The sequence below is a fragment of the Microbacterium sp. M genome (assembly GCF_045181065.1).
GTDB lineage: Bacteria > Actinomycetota > Actinomycetes > Actinomycetales > Microbacteriaceae > Microbacterium.
Map to the genome: position 1 here is coordinate 3338946 of NZ_CP173721.1, position 23791 is coordinate 3362736.

Here is a 23791-nt window from a genome sequence, read left to right on the forward strand (position 1 = left end):
AGCGCAGCGAGACGAAACGCCCTCTCCGGGAGCTCGTGCCGGTTTTGTGCCGGATACCTCCCCGATACCCTGGCTTGATGTTGGAGGATCCCAGGCTCGATGTGAACGACGAGCTGCGCACGGCGAAGATTCTGTCATCCAGCTTGATTGATGTCTCCAATGCTGCCGTCGCATCTCTCCCCAGCGAGAAGACCCTTGATTCTTCGGAACCCTCTGCGGCGACACGACTGTACGTGGCAGCGGAGCAGCGCGGCGGAGGACAGCACGTCCTCGAGGCGGCGCGACTGGCCGAGCGTTCGTTACTCAGCGCCTGCGATCACGCCCGCGCATTTGGCCAGCTCATCCGCACAGAGAAGCGGCCCGCTACCGCCCTCATCACAGTGGCACGTGGCGGGTTGGAAGCAGCGGGGCGGTCCCTGTGGCTCACGGATGCTTTGGACGTCGAGACCCATCTGCATCGAATCATCTCAATGCTCAATGCAGATCTGAGATACGACGTGGGAGTTCCCGACGCGCTCGAATCGCGCACAACCGGCGAGCTAGTCGACGCCGCCGAACGCCGGGACTTCTACTCCGCCGAACTCACGCGCATGGGGCTTCCCCGATCGAAGAAACCTGAACTCTCCGCGATGGTTCAGAACCTCGTCGCCGAGACGTCGCAACTGTTCGACAAGAAACGGCTCTACTCCGTGTACTCGGGCATCGCCCACGGACAGCTGGGCGGCCTCAACGCCTTCTTGGTTCCGGCCGAAGGCCCATCGGCCCCGCGGCTCAAAGCGCCACTTCCCGTCGTCACCGCCGCGTCTCTGCAACTTATCACCGCCATCCGAGTTACCGCCGATCAGTACATCACTTGGCTTGGCGGCCCCGGCGCTACACGGCCACGGCTCATCGATGCCATGAAACGCGTTGCAGCGAACACCGCTGATCTACCCATGGTGGCATTCGCAAACGATCCTCCCGAAACTAGGCGCGCGGGGGAATTCACCTAGCCTCGGGGCCCAGCTCCGCCAATGGCTTCGATCATGCACTCAGTCGCGTTCGTCGCGGCACGAGGTAGGCGAGCTGTGAGAACTTTCTTTACTCATTCAAGGCCGGCCTAGCGGCCGCTCTCGGGTAGCTCGCAGCTCCGGTGCGTCCGGTCCTCGCTTCGCTGCGGTCCGGGCGCTCCTCACCGCGAGCTACCCGAGACGGGACAGCCCGATTCCACCAGCTGGGTTGGCTCGATACGCAGAGACAAGTCGCGGAACCACGAACCGCTCGACGACGTCAGCGTTACGCTCAACACCCACCCACGATCGCCCAAGACGCTGAGAGGCGACTGCCGTCGTTCCTGAGCCGAGGTAATAGTCGAGCACGAGATCACCTGGATCAGTTGCGATCCCCACAATGCGCTCAAGTAGTTCAATCGGCTTCGGCGTATCGAAGGCAGCCATCGATGGAAACTCTCGAAGCAGCGACTTCTTGGCACTTGCCGTGTCACCCACTTCCGATGCGCCCCAGATTGTAAAGGGAGCGAGACCACCAGACTCGCTCTGGTAGCGTTTCAGCCGCGGCTTACCATCCCCACCCCGGGGCCAATAGACACGTCCCTCTGCGACCAGCTCCTTCAGTCTTGCCTCGGTGTAGGTCCAGCAACGTCCAGCAGGAGGTTCGTGCTTCGCCCCGGTTGGCGTAACGACCGTATAGAACTGGCTCGGTGTCGCGTGTCCGGCCTGGACGGTCATCGGCGCAGATCGCCAGGGACCACGCGGATCACCATCAGGATTTGCAAATGCGCCACCGTCACTTAGTCCGTTGCGCACACGCTTCCATGCCTTCGGCCCAGCTGGCGCGTATACATGGATGTAGTCATGCATTGAGCTAAATGCTTTCCTGCTGTCACGCGTCAGACGCTTCTGCCAGATGATCGTCCCCACAAATGCTTCGCGGCCAAATACCTCGTCCAACACCACTCGGGCGCGGTGCTGCTCGGAATCATCGAGATGCACCCACACGCTTGCGTCGCTCGCTAGCAACGGACGCAAGCCCTCAAGATGAGACTTGAAATCGTTGAGCCACGCATCGGAGTCACGACGATCGTCGTAGTAGGCGAATCGCTCGCCCGTGTTGTACGGAGGATCTAGATAACAGAGCTTCACGCCCCCCATGATCTCGGGCCGAACACGCGGGAGCGCTTCGAGCGCGCGAGAAGCTTCGCCGACAACCACGAGGCCGTCCACCGAGCTGCCGCAGACGATCTCGGGCAACGCGGCGTGACCGGCCGGCAGCAGCGGAACTAGTTGCCCCCTGGGCGCCACCAAGTCGCCACCCTCACGCTCCTGAACCAAGCCTGCGATGTCGAGTGTCACTTGGATTCCAATCTGTTCTGTCTTATTGTACTTTAAACAAGTAATTTGTAAAAGGTGAATGATGGATCCAGAGCGAGTGAGCGCCGAGTTGTTCGGGCGAAGTTGCAGGTTGCCCGTAGCACTTTGGGTACTCAGCCGCGGCGCTGAGCGCTTCTACCAGTCGGAGCCGCCGCCCGAGCTCGGGCCGCACACTGCGGTGCGCCAGGAGCTCTCACGACTCGCACGCGCCGGGCTCATCGCAGAGGAACGAGTGCCTAGCGAGCATCGCGTCTACTACCGACGCACTGCCAGCCCACTCTGGCGGGTCTTCGCCGAAGCTGCCGACGTGCTCGCGACCACTGCAGATTGAGTTTCAACATCCCCTCACGCTACGTGGGGGCACCGACACGAAGAGAAGTTGAGTCAATGGTCACCGACTCCAGAGGGTTTCGCCCGATCCACTACCTAGGCAACAAGCTCAGACACCTGGAACCCATCGTGTCTGCAGTCGTCGATCTGACTCCCCCGGGGCGCATGGTGCTTGACCTGTTCGCTGGGAGCGGGGTTGTGTCGCGCGGCCTCGCCAACTACCGGCCCGTATTCTCGGTCGACGTCCAGGCATACTCCGCGGTTCTCGCGACAGCCTTGTCGCATCCATGTCGATACGACCACACCGAACGTCAGAGGATCATCGCTACCGCTCGACAATGGCTCGGACACGTTCGGGGTGGCGTATCAGCACTGCTTGAGTACGAGTCAGCAGTTAGCCAAGAAGCAAGTCGCAACCCCCAGCGGTTTGCACTGCTCGTTGAAGAAGGCTCCACTGCCTCTCTCACCGCAACCGAGCCTGAACTGGCGCACGCCAAGGCAACCGCGCTCCCTATCCTCTCCGATTCAGGTGCCACTCTTACCCGCTACTACGGTGGCGTCTACTTTTCCTACGCGCAAGCGCTCGAACTCGATGCCCTCATCTTTGCGATCGGACACAGCTCGACCTCCCCAGCGAATGCCACACTCGTAGCATCCGTCCTGGGCACGGCGAGTGACCTCGTCGCGACCGTTGGAAGCCACTTTGCTCAGCCATCACGGCTGCGCGATAAGGCCGGCTTGGCAAAACCTGGCACCGTGGCTCAAGCAATACGAGCTCGCGAGAGGACGGCGTTCGCGGTGTTTGAGCAATGGCTGCAACGTTATGCAGATCTCGAGCCCGTCAAATACCGTTGCGCAACTATCACGAGCGATTTCAGGACCGTCCTAGAAACACTCGACGACTCTGTGGGCGCAATCTACGCGGATCCCCCGTACACCCGCGATCACTACAGCCGCTTCTATCACGTACTCGAGACGATCGCGCTCGCTGACGACCCAGGCGTCACTCTCGCGCCCGGGACCAGCGGACCTTCGCGCGGGCTATACAGGACCCAGCGGCATCAGTCCCCATTCAGTATTCGCACCGAGGTCGCCGAGGCGTTCGACGCGGTCTTCTCAGCAGCGCACCGTCGTCAGATCCCACTCGTGCTGTCATACTCCCCCCAGGGCGGCGGCACGACAGCTCGGCCAGAGACACGCCTAATGACGATCGAGCGCATCGTCAAGAAGGCCGAAGAGTACTTCACGAGTGTCGACGTGCGAGATATCGAGGATTCGTCACACAGCCGGTTCAACCGTGCCGAACTTCACGGCGTCCTGCCTGCCAACGCGGAGGTATTGGTCGTCGCGCGACCCTAAAGTTCTGGCATCTCCGTGGTCCAGAGCGCCGCCTCGGGCCATGCACCGCGAAGATCGTCAGCAGTCGTGCGAACTCGTCGCTTCTCCCGCGTTGGGCCGTTCCAGCGGTGAGCCAAGAATTGACTCGCCTTCTCGTACCCTGTTTCGCCAGGCAGCAGAAGTGTGTATATGAACTGTCCCGTGGCGAGTCGTACGAACACGCCGATGGGTGCGCCGCCGCTAGGGTATGGAATTCCTGCTGCCGCCGCGAGCTCAAACCGGAAGTTACTGCTCGAGACCTCGACACTCGGGCGGCTCTCGATCTCACCAAGCTCGCCATCCCCTGAAACGCTCTGGAGAACGATCCGTCGTTGCGAACCCACCTTCGCTCCAAAGAAGGTCTCATAGTTTGACCGATCGAAGTTTGCCTGTTTCCACCGCCCCCCGGACGCAGGAATCTCAGCAACCAGTACCTCGTTTGCCCCGTCGACTGCGCTAGGCGCGTCCACCGCCTGCATCGGCACGGAACGACGCCTGATACTCCGTTCATCCCCGTCATTGGCCGCCACTCGAGCGATGACCCTACTATCTGAGAGCGGCAGTAGGGATCCAGCGTGTTGCGTGATGAATCTCTGTATCTCGGCGAGTGCCGCCCTCGCGTCCTCCCCGGTCAGCTTCAGGACAGTCATCGCTTCCCAGTTCGAGAGGAGTCCACCCATCGTGAGATTCCCCGAGCCGACGATAAGGCTCAAGTGGTCGCGGTGCTCGAACCAGGCGAGCTTTGGATGAAACAACGACGAAACGGGACTTAGGAAGGCCTTGACGCGCAAACGCGGGCGAACCGTCTCGAGTCCAGACAGCTTGGCGATTGCCGCGGTGTTGGTGATCGAGTCCGTTCCGACGATTAGCTGGAAGTCCGCGTCCCGCAGCATCTCTTCCATGACAGTGTCTTCGAGCAGTGTGTGGACGCCGGGTGCGTTCGCCCACGCGAAGATACCTCCTCCTCTCACCGCCCCCATGGACTCGATCAGGAGGTGCTCAAGCAGATTCCCGCCCGGCGCACCGGGAGTTTGAAAGTGCAACAATGCAATGACCTCTCTGATCCGCGGACTTCTAGCGCAAGGCTACAGGCAGCCTGAACTCCGTCCCATTGTGCCGGTTCCGTGCCGGTAACTCCGTTGAAACCTCCCTCAACCAGCCGCCACCAACCATGACAACTTCCGCGGAACCACGCAGCAAATGGCAACTAACGAGCACCCACAGACCCACCGCATCCAACTGAAAATCGTGGGGTCACGGAATCGACGCCCGTCGGAGCCACACGGACCGTCGTTACAACGGTCCCAGAAACCCTCGCCTAGCTTCTACATGGCGGGGGTTTTGCTTTGCCCTGATGCGCCCAGCGCAACCGCTGGACGCCAGATCATGGACATCCCGGCTCGAGCCGTACATGATGACCACATGGCAAGCCTTCGACTCGTTGCGGTCACTCTGATGGCGATGTCGGCTGTCATGCTCACCGGGTGCGTTCAGTACGCAACGTACACAGATCTCGAAGGCGAACGCGACGCCGCCGACCAGTTGCCGGAGTTGGAAGAGTACGCGTACGAATCACTCGACGCCTCAACCAGCCGATTCGTCGGCGAGCACGACGGAACGTCACTGTGGCTCGCCAAGGGCGATGAAGCGAATTCCGCCTGCCTCGTCGCGCAACGCGGTGATGATTGGGTCGTCGGGTGCGGCGGACGGATGAGTGGCGGCCCGGGATCCTTCGAGATCCACCCCGACGGCGCCGTGGTCCCGGAGGGCGCTACACAGGTGTCCGAGAATGTCTACGCCTGGTAGGCAATGCTGCCCCGCTGGGATGCCGTGTGGCACGCACCTGGCTCTGCAACGGTGATAGCGGCGCTGTCGGCCGCCACGACAAACGGTAGCTTGTCGGCATGGATACGCCCTCGCCCGATGTCGAAGTCCTCACAGCCATCACCGATGCCGATGCCGACGACATCGCGCGGTTGCTCCCGCAGCTGTCGAGAACCGCGACCTTCGATCGAGATCGCGTTGCGACGATCGTCGCGCACGACGCGACGGATCTGCTCGTCGTGCGTGTGGACGGCCGCATCGTCGGCGCGGCCACCCTGGTTACGGTTCCGCTGCTCTCCGGACTTCGCGGCCACGTCGAAGACGTCGTCGTGGACGAGACCACGCGCGGCAAAGGCATCGCACGCGCATTGCTTCAGCGCATGACCGAACTGGCCACGGAGCGAGGGCTGCGCACCCTCGACCTCACCTCGCGGCCGTCCCGAGAATCAGCGCTGCGACTGTATGAATCGGTCGGATTCGCACGCCGAGAGACGAACGCACTCCGATTCACGCCGCCGGAGCATTCCTCATCAGCAGCCGAAGGCTGACTCAGCACCTCCCCATCGTCCCGACGGCAACGCCCCGCCCGGTAGCGTGATCAGCATGACCACTGGGACCCGCCGCATCGAGCTGAACCTCCACAAGCCCTGGTTCGCGCTCTATGCCGGCACCCGCCCGACGCTGGTGATCGAGGGCCGCGGCCAGCCGACGCAGTGGGGCCTCGGCACCTGGCAGGTGTCGGCCGAGCACGACGTGATCCTCGGGGTGTTCCTGTTCAACCGGATGTGGCGCTTCGGACAGGCGGAGATCACGCTCCATCCGCAGGACGAGGGGATGCTGAGCTACCGCGCCCCCGCACTGCCGTTCCTTCGCGGGCAGCTTCGGCTGAAGCCGTCGCGCCAACGGGCGTGATGCCGCTCCCCTAGCCCGCCCAGGGGTGCGTCGGGTCGAGTTGCGCGATCGAGTCACGCAGCCACGCCCTCCGGCGCACATCGAGAAGCCCGAGCGTCGCCTCGGCATCCACGATGTCCTTCTCGCGCACCTGCGCGAACTTCATGAACAGCACCACCTCGGGATTGAGATAGCGCAGGCCGTCCCCTGAAACCCAGGTGACCTCGTCGAGGTCGTACTCCTGAGACGGAAGACGCTTGTTGGTCCAACGCGTGCCGTTGAAGGGCGTCAGCGGCACGTCGAGCACCCACGGCGAGACCGCGTCGGCACGCACCCAGATCCCGCTGCTGCTCCGGATCTCACGGAAACGCTCGTCGAACGGACGCAGCCAGCCGCTGTCGGCGTTCCACGTCGTCCATCCGCGCTCCGCGAGGAACACACGCAGGGCCTCGGCATCGTGATGCGCGATCGAGACGTCCATGTCCTCGTGCTGGCGGGAGACACCGGTCGCCTTCTCGAGCGCCCAACCGCCGACGATCCACCACGGCCGGTCGAAGCCGTCGAGGAAGGCGGCGATCGACGCCGGCGTCAGCGGATCCCACGGCCCGTACCAGCGCGCGAACTCCTCCGGCGGCAGCGGTCTCGCGGACTCCGGCTGCGGAAGGGGGACGTGACCACGCAACATCCGTCAGACCTCCGCGCGACGCTGCGTTGAACGGTTGTGCACCACGATCGCCACGAACGTGGCGACGGGTCCCACCAGGATGACCAGGAACGGCAGGTACCACGCCGTCAGGCCGAGCATCACAGCGCCGAAGACGATGAGCCCCGCTCCGATCGCCCGCAACACGACGGATCCACGCGGAACCACCTCGGCGTTGCGGAAGAACGGAATCCGGATGCCGGCATTCGCCCGCATCGTGCTCGCCAGCGCGAGATGGAACACGACGACGCCGGTCACCGCCGCCAGCACTCCGAAAACGAACATCGCCCCACGCTACCAATGCGCCACGCGGGCAGCGCTGGAACTACTCGGGCTCCTCGCCCTTCTCGGTCATCTCGAGCCCGGCACCGATCGCGATACCGACCACGAGTCCGATGCCCGCTCCCAGCGCGAGATTGTCGAACACCAGCATCCCGAGTGCTGCCCCGAGCGGCAGACCGAGCGCTATTCCGACGGCGACGCCTCTGTTGGAGTTCTTCCGGGAATCCTCTTCCGAATCGGTCATGCAAGCGACGCTACGTCGACGCGAGAGGTCGTGCATCCCCCGTGGTGCGGATTCCACGTCACACGACGACCCAATGTGAAACGTTTTTATCACAGAGCCGATTTCGGCTTGACGGGCACCCCGAACGAGGGTTAGCGTTCACGGAGCCGCTTTGGGAAAACGCATTCCGAAGCAGTGCCACCCTGCCCTGCAACGTTGGAGAGCTGATGACGACGAACACCGCCGCCCCCGGCTGGGCTCTGCGTGTGCACGCCGCCTTCGACTGGATCTGGTGGGTCGCCACGATCAACCTGCTCTGGTGCGTCTTCACCCTCGCGGGCGGCATCGTGCTCGGCGCTGCACCGGCCTCCGTCGCCACAGCCGAGCTGACCCGCCGGCGCCTGCGCGGAGACGACTTCGCGGCCGTGCGCTCCTTCGCCCAGGCATGGCGGCGAGAGTTCTGGCGAGCCAACGCCGCCCTCGGGCCGGCGTTCGCCGTCACCGCCCTGCTGGCCGCCAGCACGCTCGGCCAGTACGCCGCCGGCGCCATCGGCACTCCCCTCGGCATCCTGACCGCCGCGGCTCTCGCCCTGTCGTTCGCCGTCACCGCCGTCGCCGTTCCGCTGTTCGCGCACTACGACCTCCCGTTGCGCGGCTACATCCCGACCGCGTTCCGCTGGGCTCTGCGCAACGTGCCGCACGTCATCCTGCTGCTGCTCGCGGCGGTCGTCGTGGTGACGGCCAGCCTGATCCTCCCCGGCATCATCCCGTTCCTCTCGCTCGGCGCCTGGCTCACGCTGAGCACCGCGCTCTGCGTCGGCTTCTTCACCGCCAACGACCGACGGCTCGCCGAAGCGCACGCACCGAACTGACCCCTCCCCCCGAACGCCCCACCGAACGAAGGAGTTCTCCCATGAAGCACCGCACCATCGCCTCCGGCATCGGCCTCGCCGCCGTCGCCGCACTCGCCCTCACCAGCTGCTCCGCCGGTCCGGATGCCGCAGCAGACGGCGCCGAGCTGGACACGCTCACCATCATGGCGCCCTACCTCTCCACCAACGCCCCCGAAGACGACAACCAGTTCGAGACAGCGATCGAGGAAGAGATCGGCGTCGACCTCGACATCACCTGGGTGCCGAACTCGTCGTACGGCGACAAGGTCAACATCACCCTCGCCGGCGACGACCTGCCGCAGGTCATGGTCATCCAGGGCAAGGACCCCGGGTTCGTCCGCAACGCCGAGGCCGGCGCGTTCTGGGATCTCACCGAGTACCTCGACGACTACGAGAACCTCAAGACCACGTTCCCGCAGGTGCAGCACTCCTCCAGCATCAACGGCAAGGTCTACGGCATCTTCCGCTCGCGCGACGTCATGCGCGAGGCCGTCATCATCCGCAAGGACTGGCTGGCCAACCTCGGCCTGGAACTGCCGACCACCACCGATGAGCTCTACGAGATCGCCAAGGCCTTCACCGAGAACGACCCGGACGGCAACGGCGCCGCTGACACCTACGGCCTCATCATCCCCAAGTGGCCTGGCACGATCGGCACGAACAGCCCGTGGGATGCCATCGAGACCTGGTACGGCGCCGGCAACCGCTGGACCGAGCGCGACGGTGAACTGGTGCCGAACTTCACCACCGACGAGTGGCTCGAGGCCGTCCAGTTCGAGCGCCAGCTCGTCGAGGACGGCGTCGTCAACGCCGACTACGCGACCTTCGACTCGGCGAAGTGGAACGAGCCGTTCCTCACCGGCAAGGGCGGCATCATCATCGATGTGCACTCCCGCGCCGGCCAGCTCATGAGCCTGCTCAAGGAGCAGGACCCCGAGGGCTTCCAGAACTACGTCGACGTCACCGGAAACCTCGAGGGCCCCGACGGAGAGCTCAACGCGCTCCCGACCGCCGGGTACAGCGGATTCCTCGCCATCCCCAAGGCCCAGGTCAAGACCGAGGAGCAGCTCCGCGGCGTGCTCGAGGTGCTGAACGAGCTGAACTCGGAAGAAGCCGGCCCGCTGCTGAACAACGGCATCGAGGGCGTCACGTACGAACTCGAAGGCGACCTCGCGGTCGGCATCGACAGCGCGACGCAGGTCGACAAGGACACCTCCGCCGCCTACGCGCAGCTCGGCACCAACGTCACCGGCTTCCAGGGATACCTGCCCAAGCAGGCATCCGAGTACGAGCAGGAGATGTACGACAAGCGCAAGGAGATCGAGGCATCCGACCTCGAGTCCGCGGTCTACGACCCGTCGGCCGCCTACGTCTCGAAGACGTACGTGTCCAAGGGTGCGCAGCTCGACACGATCGTCGCTGACGCCCGCATCCAGTACATCGCCGGCCAGCTCGACCTCGACGGTCTGCAGGCCGCGATCGACCTGTGGCGCTCGAGCGGCGGCGACGACGTGATCGCCGAGATCAACGAGCTGGCTGACGCCGACTCCTGATCCGGACCGCCGGGGCGGCACCGCGTGCCGCCCCGGCCTCCCGAGAGGCTGCTCCCATGACCATGCTCGACAACGCCGTGACGGCGACCGAGACGCTCACCGTCACGAAGAAGTCCAAACGGCGCCGTGGCGTCCGTGTGCACTTCACGCAGTTCAAGTGGCTCTACCTGCTGCTGCTGCCAGGCATCATCTACTTCCTCCTGTTCCGCTACTGGCCGATGTACGGCGCGATCATCGCGTTCAAGGACTACGTGCCGTTCCTCGGCATCCAGGACAGCCCGTGGGTCGGCTTCGCGCATTTCGAGGACTTCTTCTCCTCGCCGGACTTCCCCCGGCTGCTCGCCAACACGCTGATCCTCGCTCTGCTGAGCCTGGTGATCGCGTTCCCGCTGACGATCATCGTGGCGCTGCTTCTCAACGAGATGCGCCTGATGATCCTCAAGCGCACCGTGCAGACGCTCATCTACATCCCGCACTTCCTGTCGTGGACCGTCGTCGCATCGCTGACCTACCTGCTGTTCGCGCTCGACATCGGTCCGCTGTTCCAGCTCATCAACGGCATCCTCGGCACGGAGATCAACTTCCTCGCCGACCCGGCCTGGTTCCGGCCGATCATCGTGCTGCAGGACATCTGGAAGAACACCGGCTGGGGAACGATCATCTTCCTCGCCGCCCTCGCCGGCGTCGACCAGGCGCAGTACGAGGCGGCCATCATCGACGGCGCCGGCCGGTTCCAGCGCGTCTGGCACATCACCCTGCCGTCGATCGCGCCCACCGTCGTCGTGATGCTCGTGCTGCAGATGGGCCAGGTGCTCAACACCGGGTTCGAGCAGATCTACCTCATGACGAACTCGCTCAACCGCTCGGTCGCCGATGTCTTCGACACCTACGTGTACTTCATGGGCATCACGCAGGGCTCCTACAGCTACAGCACCGCTGTCGGCCTCTTCAAGGCGGTCGTCGGCGTCGTCCTCATCTTCGGCGCGAACTGGCTCGCCAAGCGCTTCACCCAGGCAGGGATCTTCTGATGGCTCGCGAGAAGTATCGGTTCAACACCCCCGCGGGGCGCGTCTTCGACGTGTTCAACCTCGCGCTGATGATCGCCGTCGCGATCCTCGCGCTGGTGCCCTTCGCCTTCGTGCTCGCCGGCTCCTTCGCAACAGAGGCGGAACTGGCGACGCGCTCGTTCTTCCTGTGGCCGGAGACGTTCTCCCTCAAGGCGTACGAGGCGATCTTCACCAGCCCCGCGTTCCTCCGGGCCCTCGTCACGACGATCGCCGTGACCGCGGTCGGGACGATCGTGCAGCTCGCACTGACGGCATCCATGGCATACCCGCTCAGCAAGGCGAACCTCCCCGGCGGGAAGCTCATCCTGTCGCTCATCGTCTTCACGATGGTGTTCGGCGGGGGCATGATCCCGACGTTCCTCGTCGTGAAGGACCTCGGTCTGCTCAACAACTACTGGGCGCTGATCCTGCCGATGGCGATCAACCCGTTCAGCCTCATCATCATCAAGAACTTCTTCCAGCAGCTCCCCGCAGAGCTGGAGGAATCAGCGAAGATCGACGGCGCGAACGAGCTGCAGACGCTGTGGAGCATCATCCTGCCGCTGTCCAAGCCCGTCCTCGCCACGTTCGCGCTGTTCTACGCGGTCGGCATCTGGAACGACTTCATGTCGCCGCTGCTGTACCTCAACGACAACTCGATGTGGACCCTGCAGATGTTCCTGCGCCAGGTGACGGTCGCCACCGACCTGTCGGTGGTCGAGCAGGATCCGACCCAGCTGCCTCCGGCGCAGGGCATCAAGTTCGCCGTGATCATCGTCGCGACGCTGCCGATCATCCTGTTCTATCCGTTCCTGCAGAAGCACTTCGCCAAGGGGATGCTGATCGGATCGGTGAAGGGATGACTCTCGTCTACCGCAGCGCTCTGACGTCGCAGGAAGACCTGGACGGATGGGTCGCCGAGGGCCCCGTCTCGGCCCAGCCTGCGGACGACGGGATGCTGCTCTCGAGCAGCGGCGGATTCGACGACCACTTCACGTTCTGGTGCCCCGAGGTGTTCGGCGATCGCATCCGGATCGCATGGGAGTTCTCGCCGCGGTCGGAGCCGGGGCTGGCGATGCTCTTCTTCGGCGCCGCCGCGGACGCCGAGCAGGCGCCGAATGCCGACGGCATCTTCGACTCCGCCCTGGCGCCCCGAACCGGAGCGTATCCGCAGTACCACTCCGGCGACCTCCGCACCCTGCACGTGTCGTACTTCCGCCGCCGGTGGGAGGAGGAGCGTGCGTTCCACACGTGCAATCTGCGCAAGTCGCCAGGGTTCCACCTCGTGTCGCAGGGCGCCGACCCGCTGCCCCCGGTCATCGACGCCCGCGACGCGTTCTACCGCATCGAGATCATCAAGGACGGCCCCCGCGTCGCCTTCTCGATCGACGATCTGCTGCTGTTCGACTGGACCGATGACGAGAGCACCGGCCCGAGAATCCACGACGGGCGCATCGGGTTCCGCCAGATGTCGCCACTCGTCGCCTGCTACCGCAACCTGGAGGTTCACTCGCTGTGACCGACTCGACAGTGACCGTCCCGCTCCGCTGGCTCGATGACGCCCCGCCCGCGCGCCTGCGCGGCGGCGCGACATGGGGGGTGCCGCTGCCCAGGGGCACCGTCGCCGACCCCGGCCGCCTGCGGCTGCGCGAGGCCGGCGGCGAACTCGTCCCCGCTCAGTTCTGGCCGCTCGCGACCTGGCCGGACGGCTCGCTGAAGTGGGCGGGCTGCGCGGTCGGCGCGCTCGACGCCCCCGGCTCGTACGAGGTCGTCACGGGTCAGGATGCCGTGCCGACCGCCGAATCCCCCGTGCAGGTCGAGCGCGCCGACGACGAGCTCGTCGTGGACAACGGGATCCTTCGGATCGCGTTCCCGAGCGCACCGGCCGACGTGCTGGCGCGCCGCGTGACCCGCAACGGCCGCGTCGTCGCCGAGGACCTGCGCCTGGTGAGCCTGCTGCAGGACGAGATCGCAGACGACGGCGGCGCCGCGCCGCGCCGCCGGTTCCGCTCGCGTGTGAAGAAGGTCGAGGTCGAGCACGAGGGTCCCGTCCGCGTGGTCGTGCGGGTCGACGGCATGCACCGCGACGAGGGCGGGGACCGCGAGTGGCTGCCGTTCACGGTCCGCTTCGTCATCGTCGCGGGCTCCTCCGAAGTGCGACTCGTGCACTCGGTCATCTGGGACGGCGACGCCGAGCACGACTTCCTCGCCGGCCTCGGCATCCGCGCCGACGTGCCGCTGCGGGCGGAACTGCACGACCGTCATGTCCGCATCGCCGGTGCCGACGGCGGCTTCTTCGCCGAAGCCGTCCGCGGCCTCACCGGGCTGCGCCGTGATCCAGGCGCCGAGGTGCGCGCCGCGCAGATCCGCGGTGCGCAGACGCCGTCGACGGACACGTGGAACCCCGAGGTCTCGACGCGGCTCGACCTGATCCCCGCCTGGAGCGACGTCACGCTGACGCAGCTCAGCGCCGACGGCTTCGGCATCCGCAAGCGCACAGCACCCGGGCACGCCTGGATCGACGCCGGCGCGGGCACCAGGGCGGAGGGGTACATCGCGGTCAGCGACCCGACGGGCGGCTTCGGCCTCGGCATCCGCTCGTTCTGGCAGTCGCACCCCGGCCAGCTGGACCTCCGAGCAGCAGCCGGCGAGCGCGCCGAGCTGACGGCCTGGCTGTATGCCCCCGAGGCGCAGCCGATGGACGTGCGGTTCTATCACGACGGCCTCGGACAGGACGATTTCGCAACCCAGCTCGAGGGCCTGGAGATCACGTACGAGGATTACGAGCCGGGCTTCGGCGATGCCCACGGCGTGGCCCGCACGCACGAGCTGACCCTGTTCGCGTACGACGCGACGCCGGCTCTGGAGGACGTGGCGGCCTCGGTGGCCGACATGCAGCGCCCGCCCCTGCTGCAGCCCACCCCCGAGCATCTGCATGCGGTCGGCGTCTTCGGCGACTGGGCACCGGTAGACCGCTCGACGCCGGCGCGCACCGAGATCGAGGACAGCAACGACTTCCTGCTCGATTTCTATCTCGGTCAGATCGACCAGCGCCGCTGGTACGGGTTCTGGAACTACGGCGACGTCATGCACGCCTACGACCTCGACCGGCACGTGTGGCGCTACGACGTCGGCGGATACGCCTGGGACAACAGCGAGCTCTCCCCCGACCTCTGGCTCTGGTACTCGTACCTGCGCAGCGGCCGCGCCGATGTGTTCCGCCTGGCAGAGGCGATGACCCGCCACACCGGCGAGGTCGACGTCTACCACCTGGGTCGTTGGCAGGGCCTCGGCTCGCGCCACAACGTCCAGCACTGGGGGTGCAGCGCCAAGCAGCTGCGCATCTCCAGCCCGATCTACCGGCGGATCTTCCACTACCTCACCGCCGACGAGCGGGTCGGCGACCTGCTCACCGAGCTCCGAGACAGCGACGAGCGCTTCGTCGACACCGATCCCACGCGCAAGGTGCGCCCGGATGCTGCGACGTACCGCCCGGATCGGGCCGCACTGGCGGTCGGGCTCGGCACCGACTGGGGTGCACTGGCGGCCACCTGGCTCGCCGACTGGGAGCGCACCGGCAACGAGCGCTCGCGCGACCGGCTGCTCGGCACGATGGCCGACATCGGCGCCCTGCCCCACGGATTCCTCACCGGCGAGGCGCTGTACGACATCGAGACCGGCCGCTTCGACACGGCGCGCGACCGCATCTCGGTCTCGCACCTGAGCGCGGTATTCGGGCTCGTCGAAGTGGCGAGCGAGCTCATCTCACTCGTCGACGTCCCCGGCTTCCGGGATGCCTGGCTGCAGTACTGCCGCCTCTACCTCGCCTCCGCCGAAGAGCAGGAGGAGGCGGTCGGGCAGCGGCTCACCGGCATCCACCTCGAACAGGCGCACAGCAGGCTGACCGCGTACGTCGCGGCCCAGACGGGCGACGCTGCGCTGGCGGATGCCGCGTGGCAGGCGTTCGAGGGCATCGGCGAGTGGCTCGTGCACCGTCGGGACTTCGTGCTGCGTCACATCGACGGGCCCGGTGTCCTCAATCCTGTGGATGAGGCGCCGAGCGTCGGGACCAACGACGTCGCGCAGTACGGACTCGCCGCGATCCAGAACCTCGCGCTGATCGGTGACCGCCTCCCGGAGGTTTAGCCCGCCACGGCGGTCGGTCTGCCCGACAATGGGGAGATGTCCTCTGAACGCGAGTGGCGCTTCCTGAGCTCGGTGCGACGAGCGATCCGCAGCGACCCGTCGCGCGTCGCCCTCACCGAGGTGCACCCGGTGCTCAGCGCGACGATCGTCTCGAAGATCCTCGATCTCGCCCTGCACATCGGCGCATCCATGTTCGCGGTCGGCGCCTCCGCGCACGACGTGACCTTCGCGATCACCCGGGTCGCGCAGGTATACGGACTCAAGGGCGTGCAGGTGGACGTGACGTTCACGTCCATCACCGTGTCCTATCACCGCGGCGAGGACGACGCACCGACCACGCTGCTGCGGGTGGTGCACGCCTCCTCACCCGATCACGCGAAGCTGCAGCGGCTGCAGGCCCTCCTCGCCGACATCACCGACGGGATGGATCTCAGCGAGGCCCGGAGCACCTTCCGAGCGATCCGCCGCACGCCGTTCCTGTACCGCCCCGTAGTCGTGATCTTCGCGCGAGCCCTGCTCACGGTCGGCGTCGCGATCCTCTTCGATGCGACACCGGCGCTCATCGCGCTCGCCTTCCTCGCGGCGCTGTGCGCGGCATTCGCGCAGGCCGGGCTCGCCCGCCTGCAGGTGCCGTCGTTCTTCGGCCAGATCGCCGGCGCGTTCGTCATCACCGTGTTCGCAACGGTCGTCTCCGCTCTGGGTTCGGCAGGGATCCCACCGTTCGACGATGTGCGCCCTTCGATCATGGTCGCCGCGGGGATCGTGCTGATGCTCTCCGGTCTGTCGGTCGTCGCCGCGGCCCAGGATGCCATCGACGGGTTCGCGCTCACCGCAGGCGGCCGCATCCTCGACCTGATCATGCAGACCGTCGGCGTCGTGCTGGGAATCCTGATCGGCCTCGGGCTCGCGCAGCTGCTCGGATTCGGCATGGCGCTCCCGGACGACGCCGTGCCGTTCGGTCCGGTGCCGGCGCAGATCGCCGGCGCCATCATCATCGCGGTCGCCGTCGCGCTGTTCAACGGCGCCGGCCTGCGGATCATCGTCGTCAGCGCCGTGCTGAGCGTGATCGCGATCCTCGGGTACAGCTCGGCCATCTTCCTGGGCGTGCAGGAGGGCGCGGCGAGCGCCTTCGGAGCGCTGCTGGCCAGCTTCCTCGGGATACTGATCGCCCGCGGACTGCACGTGCCGTCGGTCGCGGTCACCACCGCCGCGATCGTGCCGCTGGTCCCCGGTCTGACCGTGTTCCGGGGGCTGCTGGGGCTGGCCGATTCCGATGGAACCCCCGAGGCGATGCTCGTCAGCATCGCGCCGCTCGTCCTGGCGGCCTCGATCGGCGTCGGCCTCGCCGCCGGTGCGTCCCTGGGACTCTATCTCGGCACTCCGCTGCGCGCGACGCTCGCCGGCGTCGCGAAGTCGCGCGCCCGCGTCCGGCACTGACCGACGGCGCCGGTCACCAGATCGGCGGACGAGGCATCGCTGGGACCCGCCGCTCGAGCTCGGCGGCGAGCGCGATGATCATCGCCTCGCCACCGGGTCGGCCGATCAGCTGCACGCAGACGGGGTGGCCGGAGGCATCGGTCGTCACCGGAACGACGATCGCCGGCAGACCCGACACGTTGACGAAGCTCGAATACGGCGCGTACCGCACCTGCTGCGCGAAATTCTCCGCGGCATCCTCGGCGGAGAACCACCCCACCGGGCGCGCGGGCAGCGCGAGCGCCGGGGTGAGGACGGCGTCGAAGGGAGAGAACGCCGTGATCGTCTCGCGTTCGAAGACGGTCGCCGCGGCGAGCGCCTCCAGGACCTCCCGGCCTGTGAGCCTGCGTCCCTCGCGCGCCAGCCAGGCGGTGATCGGCTCGACGTGCTCGAGCTCGGCATCCGTCAGCGCCATGCGGGCGGCGCTCGTGCGCCACAACGCGGTGAACATCGAGGCGTACCCTCGGGGCCGCCAGTCGAGGAGATCGACGTCGTGACCGTCGGCGAGCAGCGCCGTGGCCACCTCGACCGCGCGGCCGGCGTCGGCATCGAGGCGGATGTCCTCGTCGTCGTCCCACGGCGACACCGTCGTGACGCCGATGCGCGTGCGTCCGGCGACGCGTTCGGTCGCCTCGCGGAACGGCCCGTCGCCCGGAGCCGCCGTCGCATACGCGTACGGGCGACCGGCGGCCTGGACATCCAGCAGCAGCGCGGCGTCCGCCACGGTCCGCGCGATCGGCCCCGCCACCGCCAGCCCACCGGGGTTGTCGAGGCCGGAGGCGAACGGGACCCGCCCGCGGGACGGTTTGATGCCGACCAGTCCGACGGTGGCCGCCGGAATCCGGATCGATCCGCCGGCGTCGGAGCCCGGTGCGAGCGGCAGCATCCCCGCCGCGACGGCCGCTGCCGCTCCCCCGCTCGATCCGCCCGCGCCGTTCTCCGGGTTCCACGGGTCGCGCGTCGGCGGTCCGATGCGCGACTCCGTGTACCCGGTCATGCCGAACTCCGGTGTCGCGGTCTTGCCGAGGCTGATGCCACCGGCCTCATCGAGCACCGCCGCCTGATCGGCCGTGGCATCCGGCACGAAACCGTCGTGCAGGCGGGATCCGAAGCGCGTCGGGACGCCGGCGCGGGCGACCAGGTCCTTGTCGGCGAACGGGAGTCCCCAGAGGGCGCCCTCGGTTCGTGCGCTGCCGAGAGCGGCGGCGCGCTCCAGCGCGGCCTCCGCGGTGACCTCGACGAACGCGCCGATCCCGGCATCCCGGTGCGCGATCCGGTCGAGATAGTGCGAGACGAGCTCGACCGGCGCGATCTCGCGCGTGCGCAGCGCCGCCAGCTGTTCGATTGCGGTGAGGTCGTGGAGCTCGGTCATGTCTCGAGCCTACGGATATCCCTGCGCGCCAGGGCCCATCCACCGACTGGTGGATGGCGGAATCCGTCCGTCCACGGCTACCGCGGCGATGAGGCGCAGGCCACGCTGGGACCATGACCGATTCTGTGATCCAGGTGCAGGACCTGCGAAAGACGTACGGCGCGTTCACGGCCGTGGACGGCATCAGCTTCGACATCCGCCGCGGCGAGACCTTCGCCCTGCTCGGCCCGAACGGCGCAGGCAAGTCCACCACGATCGAGATCCTGGAGGGATACCGGCACCGCACATCGGGCGATGTCCGCGTGCTCGGGGTCGACCCGCAGCGCGGCGGGCTGGAATGGAAGTCCCGCCTCGGCATCGTGCTGCAGTCCAGCGGAGAGACCGGCAACTTCACGGTCCACGAGCTCCTCAGCGAGTTCGCCGGCTACTACCCGAACCCGCGCCCGGTCGACGCCGTCATCGCCGCGGTCGGCCTCGAGGCCAAGCAGAAGGTCAGGGTCGGGAAGCTCTCAGGAGGCCAGCGACGGCGACTCGACGTGGCGCTCGGCATCGTCGGACGCCCTGAGCTGCTGTTCCTGGACGAACCGACGACGGGCTTCGACCCAGAGGCACGACGTCAGTTCTGGGACCTCATCCGCTCGCTCAAGGCGGAGGGCACCAGCATCCTGCTGACGACCCACTACCTCGATGAGGCGGCGCAGCTCGGTGATCGGGCCGCCGTCATCGCGGGAGGGCAGCTCGTCGCCATCGGCGCGATCGACGAGATCGGCGGCGCGCAGGCGCGTGTACCGCTGGTGCGCTGGACGGATGCCGCCGGCACCGTCCAGGAGCTCCGCACGCCCGAGCCGGGCACCGCGGTCGCCGAGCTGCACCGCGACGCCGGAGAACCGCGCGGGCTCGAGGTGGTCCGCCCGACGCTCGAGGACATCTATCTGGGGCTCATCCGCGATCAGACCCCTACCACCGAAGACCTTCTCGTGGAGGAACGAGCATGACCATCACCGCACCGGCACCGTCCCCGTCCTTCGGGCTGTCGCGCACGATCCGCCTCGGCATCCGACGCATCGGCTTCGAGCTGAAGCAGTACTTCCGCGCCGGCGACCAGGTGTTCTTCACCTTCCTGTTCCCCACACTGATGTACATGATCTTCGCGACGATCTTCACCGGAGACATCGGCGAGGGGCCGGATGCCGTGAGCATGGCGACCTACTACCTGCCCGGCCTCATCGCGGGTGGCATCCTGCTCTCGGGAGTCCAGGGACCGGCGCTGGAGATCGCGACCGAGAAGAGCGACGGCACCCTCAAGCGCCTCGGCGGCACGCCGATCTCGCCCGTGACCTACTTCCTCGGCAAGATCGGCGAAGTGTTCGTCACCGCGATCCTGCAGATCGCTCTGCTCATGGTGGTGGCCGCCGTCGTGTTCGGAGCCGAGCTTCCGACCGAGCCCGAAGCCTGGCTCCGGTTCGCCTGGATCTTCGTGCTCGGTCTGATCACCTGCACGCTGCTGGGCATCGCCCTGTCCTCTGTGCCGCGATCGGGGAAGACGGCCGGAGCGGTCGTGATCCCCGTCGTGCTGCTGATCCAGTTCATCTCCGGCGTGTACATCGCCTTCGCGATGCTGCCGGAATGGTTGCAGACCGCGTCGGGCGTCCTGCCGGTGAAGTGGATCGCCCAGGGCATGCGCTCGGTCTTCCTGCCGGATTCCTTCAAGGCGGCCGAGGTGAGCGGCTCGTGGGAGCTCGGCATGATCGCGATCATGCTCGCCGGGTGGCTCGTGATCGGTTTCGTCCTCAGCAGGATCACCTTCCGGTGGATCCGCCGTGATGGCTGACCGCATCCGTCCGCCGGAAGTGCCAGAGTGGGTGCGATGAGTCGGATCGGCAGAGAGCAGCTGGGCTGGGACATCGCTGTCGGTGCCCTGATGATCGTGATGTCCGTGCTCGCGCTCACGGAGGAGCCGAGGACGCCTGGCACGCAGTGGATCCTGGTCGTGGTCGCACTCGCGATCGGAGCCGTCTACGCGTTCGGCGCGCGTCGCTACGTGAGCATCCGGGAGTCCCCGATTCCCTCGCCCGCCGCCTCATACGCACTGCAGTTCTCGCTGATGGCGCTGCTCGCCATCGGGGTGGCGATCCAGCCGAGCATGCTGCTGCTGCAGACCATCGTGCTGCCGCTGCTCTGGATGACCGCACGGTCTCCCCGCCAGGCGATCGTCGCCACCGTCATCAACGCGGTGATCCTGGGACTGTCGTACTGGAGCTGGGGAGGTTTCGAGACCTGGGCGCTGCTGGCCGGTTTCCTCACCTCGGGGCTCTCCGCCGCGTTCTCGATCGCGCTGGGACTGTGGATCACGCGGATCGCGGAATGGGGCGCCGAGCGCCAGCGCCTGCTGTCCGACCTCACCGCCGCTCAGGCGGACCTCGATGCCGCGAGTCGTGAGGCCGGCGCCACGGCGGAACGCGAACGCCTCGCCCGCGACGTGCACGACACGATCGCGCAGAGCCTGACGAGCATCGTCATGCTGGCGGAGCGCGCCGGACGCGACGGGTCGGCGACGACGATCGCACTGATCGAGGATGCCGCGCGCGACGCGCTGCGCGAAGCACGCGCCCTCGTGGTTGTGGAGTCGCCGGCGACCGACCCGTCCGGCTCCCTGGCTCAGGCGCTGCAGCGGCTCGGCGAGCGGTTCGCGCACGAGACGGGCACGGCCGTGCACGTGGAGGCATCCGAGTGGACGGTGCCGCGCGATGTGCAGGTGGTCCTGCTGCGGTGCGCGCAGGAGGGGCTCGCGAACGTCCGCAAGCATGCAGCCGCCGACACGGCCCGGCTGACGCTGCAGGTCGGATCGGACGCGGTGCTCCGCGTCAGCGACGACGGGCAGGGCGGCGCGGAGATCGACGCCGGGAACGGCTTCGGCCTGGCCGGCATGCGCGACCGGGTGGCGCTGGTCGGCGGCATCCTGGATGTGCGGGATGCCGAGCCGACCGGCACCGTGCTGACCGTGCGCATCCCGTTGAACGAGGAGAAGGACCTGTCATGATCCGAGTCGTCGTCGCCGACGATCACCCCGTCGTGCGGGCGGGCATCGTGGGGCTCATCGCGCTCGACGACGGCATCGAGGTCGTGGGCGAAGCATCCGATGGCGCGGAGGCGGTCGAACTCGCCGAGGCGACGCGGCCCGACATCGTCTTGATGGATCTGCGGATGCCGAAGCTCTCGGGCGCCGAGGCGACTGCGCGCATCGCCCGGCTGCTGCCTGAAGTCCGCGTGCTCGTGCTCACGACGTACGAAACGGACGACGACATCCTCGGGGCGATCGAGGCCGGCGCGAGCGGTTATCTGCTCAAGGCCGCACCGCACGAGGAGATCCTCGCCGGCATCAGGGCCGTCGCCGAGGGCCACACCGTGCTGGCGCCCACGATCGCGGCGACGCTCGTGACGCGCATGCGCCAGGATGCCCAGGCGACGCCGCAGCTCAGCCCCCGCGAGCTCGAGGTCCTGCGACTCGTGTCCGCCGGCCGCAGCAACCCGGAGATCGCGCGTGACCTGTTCATCGGCGAGGCGACCGTCAAGACGCACCTGCTACACGTGTTCGAGAAGCTCGGCGTCTCGGACCGCACCCGCGCGGTGACCCTCGCCCTGGAGCTCGGGATCCTGTAGGTCGGAGTTCCTGCAGGTCGGCGCGTCAGGCGCGGCGCATCTGCGATGCGGCAGGGCAGTCGAACGGGTCGCTCGCTGCGAGACCGACCCTGTTCAGGTACTCGATCACGATCGCGTAGGAGCGGATGAGGCTCGTCTCGGTGTACGGGACGCCGTTGGCGGAGCAGTAGTCGCGGACGATGCCTCTGGCCTTCGACAGGTGCAGGCGCGACATGTTCGGGAACAGGTGGTGCTCGACCTGGTGGTTGAGTCCGCCCATGAACCAGGTGGCCCACCAGCCGCCGTTGACGTTGCGCGAGGTGCGCACCTGCTTCGAGAAGAAGTCGAGGCGGGCGTCAGGCGCGATGATCGGCATGCCCTTGTGGTTCGGTGCGAACGAGGCGCCCATGTACACGCCGAAGACGGCCAGCTGCACGCCCATGAAGGCGAACGCCATGCCGAGCGGCAGCATCAGGAAGACCGGCACGAGGACGATCGCGAAGCGCACGGCGATGAGGCTGAGCTCGATCCAGCGTCCCTTGACGCCCTTGCGGGTGGTCAGGTGCTTGAGTCCGAGGTAGTGCAGATTGAGACCCTCGAGGGTCAGCAGCGGGAAGAACAACCAGCCCTGCTTGCGGGTGATCATGCGGATGAAGCCCCGCGACTTCGCGGCATCCTCTTCCAGGAACGAGATCGTGTCGACGTCGATGTCCGGGTCCTTGCCGACCTGGTTCGGGTTGCCGTGGTGGCGGGTGTGCTTGGAGTCCCACCACGCGTAGCTGATCCCGACGACGCCGGCGGCGAGGATGCGGGCCAGGCGGAAGTTCGCGGGCCCCGAGGTGAGGATCTGGCGGTGGGCTGCTTCGTGCGCGAGAAAGGCGACCTGTGTGAACAGGATGCCGAGGGCCCCCGCGATCAGCAGCTGGAACCAGCTGTCGCCGAGGAGGATGAAGCCGGTGATGGCCCCGCCGAATGCCAGCGCGAGCGCGCCGGCGACGAGGGAGTAGAAGATCGGAGTGCGCTGCATCAGACCGGTCTCGCGGACCACCTGCTGCACCTCGCGATAGGCGCTGGCCATCGGAGGTATGTCGGCGTTGCCCGCGTACGTCTGGCGCACGGGCCCGAGAGTCGAAGTGGTCGAGTCGAGCTGAATACTGGAGATGATGCTCTCCTGCCGATCGGGAGCCCTTTGAGCTGCGGAAGCCAAAGGCAGTTGCCCATCGCTTCAACCCAGCGTAACCCGGCCCGTATACGGCAGCGGGAATACGCCGAGGGGGTTTTCGGGGTCGTTCAGGCCCGGGCGCGGCGGATCCGGCGGCGCAACCGCAGCCGCAGCGGGTGCCCGTCGGGGCGGGCGCCGCTCTCGAGGGCGCGGCGGGCGTCGGCGAGGGTCCCGAAGGACCCCAGTTCGGTGCCGTGGTTGTCGCGCACGAGGTGCGCTGTGCCGTCGAACTCGACGAAGCCGGCGAATTCGCCGTCGCGCGTCGCGACGTGCACGTCGTCGTCGGCCTGCTTCCAGTCCAGGGACTCGTGGATGATGCTCATGGTGTTGCTGCTCATTGCTCTGCTCTGTGGCGGACGCGCGCGTACGCATCTCGCTCTTCGTTCGATCAGAGCGGATGCCGCGCGCGTCGGTGTGCGTGGTCCGTGATGGCCCTGATCATGGC

General features: G+C 66.8%; 24 protein-coding genes. 16 read left to right on the plus strand and 8 right to left on the minus strand.

Translation table 11 applies throughout. From position 1 onward, the window contains the following. The first annotated feature begins 77 nt into the window (after nucleotides 1–77). Entirely contained in the window at nucleotides 78–992 is a 915-nt protein-coding gene (locus ACI7YT_RS16295) for a hypothetical protein (protein ID WP_406246957.1), read from the plus strand. A 189-nt stretch (nucleotides 993–1181) separates the two neighbouring features. On the opposite strand, the gene ACI7YT_RS16300 is transcribed toward ACI7YT_RS16295, so the two are convergent. Further along, the gene (locus tag ACI7YT_RS16300) at nucleotides 1182–2351 is read right to left on the minus strand and encodes a site-specific DNA-methyltransferase (protein ID WP_406246958.1); all 1170 of its coding nucleotides are present in this window, start codon (nucleotides 2349–2351) and stop codon (nucleotides 1182–1184) included. A gap of 405 nt (nucleotides 2352–2756) precedes the next feature. On the opposite strand from ACI7YT_RS16300, the gene ACI7YT_RS16305 reads away from it, so the two are divergent. Continuing rightward, nucleotides 2757–4058 carry a DNA adenine methylase gene (locus ACI7YT_RS16305; protein WP_406246960.1) on the plus strand — a complete coding sequence of 434 codons (1302 nt, stop codon included), beginning with the start codon at nucleotides 2757–2759 and terminating at the stop codon, nucleotides 4056–4058. On the opposite strand, the gene ACI7YT_RS16310 is transcribed toward ACI7YT_RS16305, so the two are convergent. Further along, complete coding sequence (locus ACI7YT_RS16310) at nucleotides 4055–4978, minus strand: phospholipase D family protein (RefSeq protein ID WP_406246961.1); 924 nt, start codon at nucleotides 4976–4978, stop codon at nucleotides 4055–4057. The two genes, ACI7YT_RS16305 and ACI7YT_RS16310, sit on opposite strands and share 4 nt — an antisense overlap. A gap of 520 nt (nucleotides 4979–5498) precedes the next feature. Between ACI7YT_RS16310 and ACI7YT_RS16315 the strand changes: the two genes are divergently transcribed. The 3 genes from ACI7YT_RS16315 to ACI7YT_RS16325 all read left to right on the plus strand — a co-directional run bounded on the left by ACI7YT_RS16315 (nucleotide 5499) and on the right by ACI7YT_RS16325 (nucleotide 6812). Next, complete coding sequence (locus ACI7YT_RS16315; RefSeq protein ID WP_406246963.1) at nucleotides 5499–5882, plus strand: hypothetical protein; 384 nt, start codon at nucleotides 5499–5501, stop codon at nucleotides 5880–5882. A gap of 98 nt (nucleotides 5883–5980) precedes the next feature. Further along, nucleotides 5981–6448 (plus strand): GNAT family N-acetyltransferase, encoded by a 468-nt coding sequence (locus ACI7YT_RS16320; protein WP_406246964.1) that lies wholly within the window; start codon nucleotides 5981–5983, stop codon nucleotides 6446–6448. Between the two features lie 55 nt (nucleotides 6449–6503). Next, complete coding sequence (locus tag ACI7YT_RS16325; RefSeq protein WP_406246966.1) at nucleotides 6504–6812, plus strand: hypothetical protein; 309 nt, start codon at nucleotides 6504–6506, stop codon at nucleotides 6810–6812. A gap of 10 nt (nucleotides 6813–6822) precedes the next feature. Here the strand turns inward: ACI7YT_RS16325 and ACI7YT_RS16330 are convergent, their stop codons facing one another. Genes ACI7YT_RS16330 through ACI7YT_RS16340 form a run of 3 tightly spaced genes read right to left on the minus strand, consistent with a single transcriptional unit; the run spans nucleotide 6823 to nucleotide 8020 of the window. Further along, nucleotides 6823–7476, minus strand: coding sequence for a nucleotidyltransferase domain-containing protein (locus ACI7YT_RS16330; RefSeq protein WP_406246968.1), 654 nt, complete (start codon nucleotides 7474–7476; stop codon nucleotides 6823–6825). Between the two features lie 3 nt (nucleotides 7477–7479). Then, nucleotides 7480–7779 (minus strand): hypothetical protein, encoded by a 300-nt coding sequence (locus ACI7YT_RS16335; protein WP_406246970.1) that lies wholly within the window; start codon nucleotides 7777–7779, stop codon nucleotides 7480–7482. A 40-nt stretch (nucleotides 7780–7819) separates the two neighbouring features. Then, nucleotides 7820–8020: a hypothetical protein gene (locus ACI7YT_RS16340; protein ID WP_406246972.1), complete on the minus strand. Its 201-nt coding sequence runs from the start codon at nucleotides 8018–8020 to the stop codon at nucleotides 7820–7822. A 206-nt stretch (nucleotides 8021–8226) separates the two neighbouring features. Here ACI7YT_RS16340 and ACI7YT_RS16345 point away from each other — a divergent pair, with 206 nt between their 5' ends. From ACI7YT_RS16345 to ACI7YT_RS16375, 7 genes are read left to right on the plus strand one after another with little or no spacing between them, the layout of a single operon-like run. After that, entirely contained in the window at nucleotides 8227–8871 is a 645-nt protein-coding gene (locus ACI7YT_RS16345) for a YesL family protein (RefSeq protein WP_406246974.1), read from the plus strand. A gap of 41 nt (nucleotides 8872–8912) precedes the next feature. After that, nucleotides 8913–10445, plus strand: a complete 1533-nt coding sequence (locus tag ACI7YT_RS16350; RefSeq protein ID WP_406246975.1) for an extracellular solute-binding protein — start codon at nucleotides 8913–8915, stop codon at nucleotides 10443–10445. Between the two features lie 56 nt (nucleotides 10446–10501). Further along, nucleotides 10502–11473, plus strand: a complete 972-nt coding sequence (locus ACI7YT_RS16355) for an ABC transporter permease (RefSeq protein ID WP_406246977.1) — start codon at nucleotides 10502–10504, stop codon at nucleotides 11471–11473. Continuing rightward, nucleotides 11473–12354, plus strand: a complete 882-nt coding sequence (locus tag ACI7YT_RS16360) for a carbohydrate ABC transporter permease (RefSeq protein WP_406246979.1) — start codon at nucleotides 11473–11475, stop codon at nucleotides 12352–12354. The genes ACI7YT_RS16355 and ACI7YT_RS16360 overlap by 1 nt, the downstream gene beginning before the upstream one ends. Next, complete coding sequence (locus tag ACI7YT_RS16365; protein WP_406246980.1) at nucleotides 12351–13010, plus strand: DUF1961 family protein; 660 nt, start codon at nucleotides 12351–12353, stop codon at nucleotides 13008–13010. The genes ACI7YT_RS16360 and ACI7YT_RS16365 overlap by 4 nt, the downstream gene beginning before the upstream one ends. Further along, complete coding sequence (locus tag ACI7YT_RS16370; protein WP_406246982.1) at nucleotides 13007–15637, plus strand: Tat pathway signal sequence domain protein; 2631 nt, start codon at nucleotides 13007–13009, stop codon at nucleotides 15635–15637. Before ACI7YT_RS16365 ends, ACI7YT_RS16370 begins: the two co-directional genes overlap by 4 nt. Nucleotides 15638–15673: 36 nt before the next feature. Further along, nucleotides 15674–17074: a threonine/serine exporter ThrE family protein gene (locus ACI7YT_RS16375; RefSeq protein ID WP_406246984.1), complete on the plus strand. Its 1401-nt coding sequence runs from the start codon at nucleotides 15674–15676 to the stop codon at nucleotides 17072–17074. Between the two features lie 13 nt (nucleotides 17075–17087). Here the strand turns inward: ACI7YT_RS16375 and ACI7YT_RS16380 are convergent, their stop codons facing one another. Then, nucleotides 17088–18485: an amidase gene (locus tag ACI7YT_RS16380; RefSeq protein ID WP_406246986.1), complete on the minus strand. Its 1398-nt coding sequence runs from the start codon at nucleotides 18483–18485 to the stop codon at nucleotides 17088–17090. Nucleotides 18486–18598: 113 nt separating this feature from the next. On the opposite strand from ACI7YT_RS16380, the gene ACI7YT_RS16385 reads away from it, so the two are divergent. From ACI7YT_RS16385 to ACI7YT_RS16400, 4 genes are read left to right on the plus strand one after another with little or no spacing between them, the layout of a single operon-like run. Beyond that, nucleotides 18599–19480: an ABC transporter ATP-binding protein gene (locus ACI7YT_RS16385; RefSeq protein ID WP_406246987.1), complete on the plus strand. Its 882-nt coding sequence runs from the start codon at nucleotides 18599–18601 to the stop codon at nucleotides 19478–19480. Then, entirely contained in the window at nucleotides 19477–20316 is an 840-nt protein-coding gene (locus ACI7YT_RS16390; RefSeq protein WP_406246989.1) for an ABC transporter permease, read from the plus strand. Before ACI7YT_RS16385 ends, ACI7YT_RS16390 begins: the two co-directional genes overlap by 4 nt. 36 nt (nucleotides 20317–20352) lie before the next feature. Beyond that, nucleotides 20353–21525, plus strand: coding sequence for a sensor histidine kinase (locus ACI7YT_RS16395; RefSeq protein WP_406246991.1), 1173 nt, complete (start codon nucleotides 20353–20355; stop codon nucleotides 21523–21525). Continuing rightward, entirely contained in the window at nucleotides 21522–22145 is a 624-nt protein-coding gene (locus tag ACI7YT_RS16400; protein ID WP_406246993.1) for a response regulator, read from the plus strand. Before ACI7YT_RS16395 ends, ACI7YT_RS16400 begins: the two co-directional genes overlap by 4 nt. A gap of 25 nt (nucleotides 22146–22170) precedes the next feature. Here the strand turns inward: ACI7YT_RS16400 and ACI7YT_RS16405 are convergent, their stop codons facing one another. Further along, nucleotides 22171–23241, minus strand: a complete 1071-nt coding sequence (locus ACI7YT_RS16405; protein ID WP_406246995.1) for a fatty acid desaturase family protein — start codon at nucleotides 23239–23241, stop codon at nucleotides 22171–22173. A gap of 173 nt (nucleotides 23242–23414) precedes the next feature. Next, a complete protein-coding gene (locus ACI7YT_RS16410; RefSeq protein WP_406246997.1) occupies nucleotides 23415–23684 on the minus strand; it encodes a hypothetical protein in 270 nt (89 codons plus the stop codon). Nucleotides 23685–23791 lie beyond the last annotated feature (107 nt).